Raw genomic sequence first — 6,927 nt, forward strand, 5'->3', positions numbered from 1 at the left:
CGCTCGGGGCTACACGGAAGGGGCGTCGAGTCGCGCGTCGCAGGCGTGGAGGCGCTCACGGGCCCTGCCGGCGATCCTGCGGATGCCACTGCGCGTCTGGTTGAGCCGCTGGGAGATCTCCGCGGCCACCTGCATGGTCTCACCGAACTGCCCCAGGAGTCCGGAGGCGGACGGAGCCCATACGCCTTCCACCGCATAGCGATCGACGACCGTTTCGCACGTGGCGAGAAGCGCCGTCATGAGGCGATGGAATTCCGCCACGTCCTCCTTGGTGAAGTCACTGTCGGTCAACTGACGGACAGGCTGCAGAGCTGGCACATGCATGCCAAGCATCCAATCTGATAGTCGAATTGCAAACGGATGACTGGCTTCGCGACGCGCGGCGGGAACCCCAGCACCATGCGGCCACCGACGGCTCCGGCACAGGATCGTGCTACGCCCGAACACATGCTGTCAACGATAGTTTTCGTCTAGCTATCGATCGTTGAGTGCTCGCTCGCCGGCACATCGCGCCGGCACATGGGGAGCCGTCACGGGCCGACGGCACGGCACGGCACGTCAGCGATCGACAGCTCGGCCATAAACGATCGTTGATACCCGGGGGAGGCGTCGATAGGGTGCCCTGCACACTGACCTGAGCGCCCGCGCACCCTGGAGGCCGCTGGTGGACCCTGCCCCGCCTCTGTCAGCGACGGTCGAGCGTCTTCAGGCACTGATCCGAGAGCGAGGGACGGATCCCGCGGAGCTGCTCGACCCCGCGGAGCTGGCAGACAGAACAGCCCTGTCCGAAGACACCGTTCGCACCTTGCTGCGGGGCGGTGAACCGACGGCCGATACCGTCAACGACCGGGTTCGCACCCGCATCAAGGCGCTCGCCGACGCCTACCTGACGAGGACCGGCAAGCGCATGTCGGACCTCGCCGGCAGCATTTCGCAGCAGTTGGGCATCTCCGCGTTCTGGGCGCGGAAGGTGTGCTCCGGCGAAAAGGTCCCCAGCGTGGAACTCCTGCACGGCCTGGTGGACTTCTTCGGGGTCAAAGGAGGCGAGGCGTTCTTCACGGCCCCGGCCTCCGAGGCTCTGAACCAGGCGCTGCTGCCCATGCTCGCCGCGGCGCAGCCGACGCCGGACAGACCGCAAGCCGCGGGTGATCCACTGACCGAAGTCCTGTGGGAGTACGACGACGTGCGCGGCATCGCCCTGCGGCAGGCGCGCGATCTCCCTCCGGAGCGCTGGAAGGTGCTCAACGCGACGCTGAAGGCCCTGCTGGATCTCGACGACGAAGGACACTGATGAACACGGGACCGAAAGCGATGCGGAAGCTCAGCGCCCGACTCGTCGGGACCATCAGGCCGCTGGTCGGAAAAGAGGATGTCGTCCTCTCCATAGGACAGGCGCTCAGCCAGGTGCGTGGCCGCCCGGTCCGGTTGCGCGTAGCGGAATTCCCACCGGCGACAGCCAGCGGGTTATGGGTGGACCGCACCAGCCACGACCTGATCGTCTACGAGAAGAACACCGATCCTGAGCACCAGCTTGTGATCATCGGTCACGAGGCGTGGCACATGTTCCAGGGTCATGGTGGCAACGGCGCCGGCCACGGCGTCGCCGCGTCACGCGCGGGAAAGAACGAGACCGCAGGTGCGCTGGCGGAACTCGTGGCCCGTGTCTCCGCGGCGACTGACACCGACCTTTCTCCCGACGCGCCCATGGATGCCGCGCTCCACTTCGCCGCCCGCGCCGACGCCCGCGACATCGACGAAGAGGTCGAGGCGGAACACTTCGGTTTCCGGTTCGCCACCGACGTGCAGACCGTCCTGGCGGAGACGCGCGTGCCGGTCGACCCCCACAACCTTGCCGGGCGCATCCATGCCTCCATGGCGCACCCCTTCCGCCGGCTCTGATCCGGCTCGCCCCACCCACTCACCGAGAAGGGAAGCAGCACGGTGACGTCCGGCCCCGGCGATCTCGGCTTCTACGTCTGCGGGACCATCCTTCTTCTGGTCTGCGCCCTGAAGATTCCCGCGCTGCTCCGCAGAAGGGGCGACACGCTGTTACGCGCTGCCTGCGTGTTGCTGTTCGCCGGAGGATGCCAGATGCTCCTGGCCGCCCCGGACTCCATCACCACGCTCAACCGGCTCACCGGAGTGCCCAATGTGGCCGCCCCCACGGTCTACACGGTGACGACCGCATTCGCCGGCGCCAGTCTCCTGCTGATCATCAACTGGCGGCCAGGGCCACCAGAGCAGACGCGGCGATTCTCACGAATATGCGTTTCCGCCTACAGCGTCGTCATCGTGGCCATCATCGTTCTGTTCTGGGCAGGAAACGCTCCCGTGGAGCAGGTCACCCTTTTCGACGTCTACTACGCTGAAACGCCCTACATTCGCGAGTTGATCCTCACGTATCTGGTGGCCCAGGGCGTGGCCATGACGGCTGCCAGCGCACTGTGCTGGCGATGGTCCAACGACGTCCACGGTTCGCTCCGGGCAGGTCTGCGCATCCTCGCACCCGCCTACCTGACCATCGTGTGTTACGACGTCATCAGGCTCGTGGCCGTGGCTGCCCGGTGGACGGACCACAACCTGGACTTCCTCGTGGACAGGGTTTCCGTACTGCTGGCCGCTCCCGTCGCTGTTCTCGGCGCCATCGGGTTCGCGCTTCCCCTCGTCGGCCCACGCATGGCACGAACGGCCCGGGCGGTGCAGCAATTGCGGCAGCTCACACCCTTGTGGCGGGCTCTTCGGCATGTGCCCACCCCCGGCGCGATCCGTGCGCCGCAGCCATGGTGGGGTACGCCGCCGGCCGTGCTCCTCACCGGCCGTAAGACGGCCCTGTACGACGCCCTCCTGGCGCTGACACCCTACTGCGACCCCGCCGTCCGCGATTTTGCCTACCGAGCGGCACTCCGAGGCGGTGACGACGAGGCCCGCGCCGCGGCCACCGCTGACGCGGCCATGATCCTCGTCGCACGCGACCAGCAGCGCACCCACCCCGGACAGCCGCACGACGTGACGCGCGCACCGGCACGGCACGTGCAGGATCTGCTCCCCCTGTCCTCGGCGCTCACCTCGCCCGTACTGCCGAATCTCCTGGATCAACTCGGCGTCCCCAAGGAAGCAGCACATCATGAGTGAGGCCTCGCGCCACAACCCCGTCCGCGTTGTCGTCGTCGGAGGCAGCATGGCAGGCATGCTCGCCGCAGCCGCCGTCAAGGACCACGTCGGTGCCGTCGAAATCATCGAGGCCCACGAGCTGCCCGAAGGGCCCGAGCCGCGCACCGGTGTCCCCCAGGCCGTTCACATCCACATGCTGCAGACCGGCGGCGCCGAGGCGATCGAGACCCTCCTGCCCGGCAGCACCGGCCTCCTCCTGGCCGCAGGTGCTCACCGCATACCCGTCACCACGAACATGGTCATCTGCTCGCCCGAGGGCTGGTACCGCCGCTGGCGGCGCACCACCCATTACCTGATCACCGCAAGCCGGGACCTGACCGACCACGTCGTCCGCGCACAGGTGCTCAAAGACCCCCGGGTCGCCGTGCGCACGCACACCAGGGCCGTCGGGCTGCTCGGCGACCACCGCGCCGTGACGGGGGTGCGCGTCCGCACCACCGACGGCGTGGAAGACGATCTGCACGCCGACCTGGTCATCGACGCCTCCGGGCGGTCCACCCGCACTCCCCGCTGGCTCGCCCGGCTCGGCATCACCGGCCTCGCACAGGACGAGATCGACTCCGGTCTGGTCTATGCCAGCCGGATCTATCGCGCTCCCGTCCCCACCCGCGACTGGCCCATGGTGGGTGTGCAAGCCGACCCGCGCCTGCCCGGGCCCGGCAGCGCGGGGGGCATCCTCCCGATCGAGGGTGACCGCTGGCACGTCAGCCTGATGGGCGCCCCCGGCGGGCACCCCACCCGGGACGCGGACGCGTTCGAACCCTTCGCCCGCACCCTGCGCCACCCCCTCCTGGCCGACCTCCTGGCACATGCCGAACCGCTCACCGACGTCGCTCTCACCCACAGCACCGCCAACCGGCGCTACTACTACGAACGGCTCGCCCACTGGCCCGAGGGCCTTGTCGCGCTGGGAGACGCGGCCGCCACCTTCAACCCCGTCTACGCGCAGGGCATATCAGTGGCCGCGCAAGGAGCAGTCGCCCTCCGCGACCAGCTCGCCAAGGGCCTCACCACGGGGTTCGCCCGCAACGCCCAGCGCGCCATCGCCCGCCCCATCGACCATGCGTGGGCTCTCGCAACGGGACAGGACATCCACTTCCCCACCACGAAGGGCAAGCGCCCGACCATCGCGGATCGCCTCCTGCACCGCTACGTCAGCCGCCTGTCCCGCACCGCAACAGGCTCCTTCCACGCGGCCACGGCCCTGACCGACGTACTCGCCCTTCAGGCGTCGCCCACGACACTCGTCAAACCCGGCGTGCTGCTGACGGCACTCCTCGGCCCCCTCCGCACGCCACTCGACCGGCCCCCCTTCACGCAGACCGAGCGCGACCTGCTGAACCGCGCCACCGGGCCCGACGAGTTTCCGGGCTGACAACAGCCAACAGAATGGGCCCGCGGGCTGGCTCAGAAAGATCCTGGCTCCCCGTCGGCGACGAACCGCGTCAGGGATTGCTCCAGCAGTTCTGCAAACTGCCGCAGGTCTTGGCCTACCTTGTCGAGTTCTGGTTCGTCGAGCGACGCCGTCCGTGTCCGATGAACCGACCCATCAGGGCTCGCGACGTAGGACAGGCCGCCGCCATTCGAGCCGATGACCAGACCAGGACCCTTCTGGTTCGCGCCGACGTCGACAGCGCCGTACTCCTGGAGTCGCAGAAGGGCGTCACTTGCCGGACCGAGGAAGTAGCCGTTCCCCACGTCCGCCCACGTGACGTCGCCGATGCTGTCGTAGAAGGTGACCAGATCAGCCGGTATGAGAGCCTCTTGGGCAAGCGCGCGAGCCGCGACTAGATCGTCGTGGTTGGCCGGCCGGACCTCGTTGATGCCGGGGGGAAAGCCGTGTCGACACTCGAACTCGTCCGTCATTGCCCTGAGCGTCACGGAGACTCTGCCTGTCCACGAAGCCAGCCAGGCGAGTGAAAGTGAACGGTCACTCATGAGACCGGATCATGACACGAGCCCCGCCCAGCCGCATCGGCCCGAAGGATACCGAAGACATTTCGGGAAACACGTGGAGGCGACCGCCTCTCGCCGCGGAAGGTTGCAAATGAAGTACGTGACGGCCGTTTGGGACGATGGCGGATTCCATGTCGATCCGAGGGCCTATCTGGCCGAACTCCCCAAGTTTCGCGATCAGCTGCCGGCCGGGGCAAGGGAATTCGCGTCGGATCCGGCGCATTATGCTCTCGGGCACGGCAATGGCCGCTGCGTGAAGGATCTGGAATTGTCCGGTATCCAAATGGCTATCGACAAAAGCGGAGGGCTCACCCTGGAATTCGCCCCGAATCAGTGGAAGCACGACGCCGGGCTGCGCATCAGCTACTCAGGCGTGACGCACTTCTCCATCGACTATGAGCACTCCATTGACTGGATGCTGGTCGACACCGTGCTACTCGACGAGATCCTCCCGGGCGAGGACGGGGGTTGCGTGCACGAGATCGCACTCACCGACGCGTCGATCACCGTCCGCTGCAAGGACCTGCGAGCCGTTTGGGGAGACGTGGGCTGAGGAGTCAACCGGGATCACCGACCACAAAGTATCAGTTCATCGTCGACCAGGCAGACGGGAACCACGTCGACATCTTCATCCCGAGCAAGAGATCTGCATCCGGTGATCACCGTGCGGTCCACCGTACGGCCCGGCCAGGGCTAGGCCAGCGGGTTCGATCTGGGCGACATGACAGCCACCGGTCAAGAAGACAGATCGCGGAATACAAGGACGAAGCGCATGAGGTTCGACAGGACCGAGCACCTCCGAATCGTTCCGCCAGGCACCGAAGCCGGAGAACGCCTCAGCGGGTGCCGCCAGGACAGCGAATCCGAATTCTCCACCCTGGATAGGACACACCGCCGCCGACGGATCCCCGCGTACGGAGCCGACGGCGCTCTGCTCATCTACATCGGGTGCACCTAGAGGTTGTCCCGTATGGGGTCTGGGTTATCCGGTGAGGGCCATGTTGTGGAGTCGGGCGATGCCGAGCATGGCGTGGTGTACGCCGGTGCCCTTGAGTCGGCAGTCGCGCAGGATCTTCCAGTTCTTCAGCCGTGACAGGGCGTGTTCCACACGTGCTCGCGCCCGGCGGTGGACAGCATTCTCCGCTTCCTGCTCCGGACTGAGGTGCCTCTGGCCTCGTCGTCTTCGGTGCGGGATGAGCAGGCCGGTTCCCTGGTAGCCGCCGTCGGCGATGGTCGGGGTGCCGCGGCAGGCCCGGTCGACGCCGGACTCCGTGAACGCCCGGCAGTCGTTGCGGCTGCCGGGCAGCGGCAGGCCGATCGCCACCACCAGGCGGCTGTTGGCGTCGATGACGACCTGAAGGTTGGTCGAGTAGCGGTAGTTCTTGCTGGATGCGGCGATGCTGCGGTCGCGGGTGGGCACCAGGGTGCCGTCCACGATGTAGACGGTGTCCTTGCGCGGACGGCGTGCCGGCGAGAGGGCCAGTAGAGGTGCCAGGTGATCGAGGACGCGGTCGGCGGCCGACTTCGAGATGCCGAACAACGGCGCCACCTGCCGCAACGTGAGGTTCGTGCGCCAGTATGTCGCCACCAGCAGCACCCGGTCCTCCAGCGACAGCCGCCACGGCCGGCCCCGCTGCACGTCACCGCCTCGACGCCGCACCAGTGCCACCAGCCTGGCGAACTGCACCTCGGTCAGCCCCGAGAACGGCTCGATCCACTTCGGATCATCTGCTGAGATCACCCCACCCATACCCAGCCAACGCACCAACCGCCCCACCGGTTACGGGACAACCTTTAGGC

Annotated in this window: 8 protein-coding genes; 5 read left to right on the forward strand and 3 right to left on the reverse strand. The window is 67.2% G+C overall.

Going from position 1 to position 6,927, the window contains the following annotated elements:
• Positions 1-9 precede the first annotated feature (9 nt).
• Positions 10-333: a hypothetical protein gene (locus tag GT045_RS19320; RefSeq protein ID WP_237538712.1), complete on the reverse strand. Its 324-nt coding sequence runs from the start codon at positions 331-333 to the stop codon at positions 10-12.
• Positions 334-664: 331 nt separating this feature from the next.
• Here GT045_RS19320 and GT045_RS19325 point away from each other — a divergent pair, with 331 nt between their 5' ends.
• The 4 genes from GT045_RS19325 to GT045_RS19340 are packed head-to-tail and all read left to right on the forward strand — an operon-like array spanning position 665 to position 4,546.
• A complete protein-coding gene (locus tag GT045_RS19325; RefSeq protein WP_345942695.1) occupies positions 665-1,291 on the forward strand; it encodes a hypothetical protein in 627 nt (208 codons plus the stop codon).
• Positions 1,291-1,899 (forward strand): toxin-antitoxin system, toxin component, encoded by a 609-nt coding sequence (locus tag GT045_RS19330; protein WP_161296882.1) that lies wholly within the window; start codon positions 1,291-1,293, stop codon positions 1,897-1,899. The genes GT045_RS19325 and GT045_RS19330 overlap by 1 nt, the downstream gene beginning before the upstream one ends.
• A gap of 42 nt (positions 1,900-1,941) precedes the next feature.
• Positions 1,942-3,132, forward strand: coding sequence for an MAB_1171c family putative transporter (locus GT045_RS19335; protein ID WP_161334914.1), 1,191 nt, complete (start codon positions 1,942-1,944; stop codon positions 3,130-3,132).
• Positions 3,125-4,546: an FAD-dependent monooxygenase gene (locus GT045_RS19340; RefSeq protein WP_161334915.1), complete on the forward strand. Its 1,422-nt coding sequence runs from the start codon at positions 3,125-3,127 to the stop codon at positions 4,544-4,546. The genes GT045_RS19335 and GT045_RS19340 overlap by 8 nt, the downstream gene beginning before the upstream one ends.
• Positions 4,547-4,578: 32 nt before the next feature.
• Here GT045_RS19340 and GT045_RS19345 read toward each other — a convergent pair whose 3' ends face one another.
• Entirely contained in the window at positions 4,579-5,037 is a 459-nt protein-coding gene (locus GT045_RS19345; RefSeq protein WP_161334916.1) for an SMI1/KNR4 family protein, read from the reverse strand.
• 181 nt (positions 5,038-5,218) lie between these two features.
• On the opposite strand from GT045_RS19345, the gene GT045_RS19350 reads away from it, so the two are divergent.
• On the forward strand, positions 5,219-5,680 hold the full coding sequence (locus GT045_RS19350) for a hypothetical protein (protein ID WP_161334917.1): 462 nt from the start codon (positions 5,219-5,221) through the stop codon (positions 5,678-5,680).
• 429 nt (positions 5,681-6,109) lie between these two features.
• Here GT045_RS19350 and GT045_RS19355 read toward each other — a convergent pair whose 3' ends face one another.
• Positions 6,110-6,877 carry a transposase gene (locus tag GT045_RS19355; RefSeq protein ID WP_161295462.1) on the reverse strand — a complete coding sequence of 256 codons (768 nt, stop codon included), beginning with the start codon at positions 6,875-6,877 and terminating at the stop codon, positions 6,110-6,112.
• Between the last annotated feature and the right edge of the window lie 50 nt (positions 6,878-6,927).

It is taken from the genome of Streptomyces sp. SID486, from assembly GCF_009865385.1.
Lineage (GTDB): Bacteria > Actinomycetota > Actinomycetes > Streptomycetales > Streptomycetaceae > Streptomyces.

Excerpts from the sequence above, each read along its gene's own strand:
- GT045_RS19320 (WP_237538712.1), bottom strand. The coding sequence starts at position 333 with ATGCTTGGCATGCATGTGCCAGCTCTGCAGCCTGTCCGTCAGTTGACC.
- GT045_RS19330 (WP_161296882.1), top strand. The coding sequence starts at position 1,291 with ATGAACACGGGACCGAAAGCGATGCGGAAGCTCAGCGCCCGACTCGTC.
- GT045_RS19340 (WP_161334915.1), top strand. The coding sequence starts at position 3,125 with ATGAGTGAGGCCTCGCGCCACAACCCCGTCCGCGTTGTCGTCGTCGGA.
- GT045_RS19345 (WP_161334916.1), bottom strand. The coding sequence starts at position 5,037 with ATGACGGACGAGTTCGAGTGTCGACACGGCTTTCCCCCCGGCATCAAC.
- GT045_RS19350 (WP_161334917.1), top strand. The coding sequence starts at position 5,219 with ATGAAGTACGTGACGGCCGTTTGGGACGATGGCGGATTCCATGTCGAT.
- GT045_RS19355 (WP_161295462.1), bottom strand. The coding sequence starts at position 6,877 with ATGGGTGGGGTGATCTCAGCAGATGATCCGAAGTGGATCGAGCCGTTC.